The sequence below is a fragment of the Fructilactobacillus sp. X2R1C1 genome (assembly GCF_059901435.1).
Map to the genome: position 1 here is coordinate 1 of NZ_JBWXUV010000132.1, position 248 is coordinate 248.

The 248-nt window shown below is 38.7% G+C and carries 1 protein-coding gene; it reads right to left on the reverse strand.

All coding sequences use genetic code 11. The features are described 5' to 3' along the window. The coding region (locus AC6UDG_RS07765; RefSeq protein ID WP_500706999.1) for a hypothetical protein at positions 1 to 248 on the reverse strand (248 nt) is incomplete at both ends.

Genomic DNA, 248 nt, shown 5'->3' on the forward strand with positions numbered 1-248 from the left:
AATCTGTGATTTCTCTGTTAAACTCTTCCAGTACTCTCGTCTTTTCTTCTACTTCTTCCGTTCTGGCTTCTACTTTCCTTTCAAGGTCTTCATTGGTTTCTTTCTGAAGTTTCAATAAACGGTAGTGTACTTGTTCTTTTTCACGGCGAATACGAGCATAACGATCTCCTAAGGCCAATGTCAGTAATACGAATTCAAAAGCAGCTCCTAACTTAAAGCCATGTACTGTAAAGTAATTGGTTGGGATC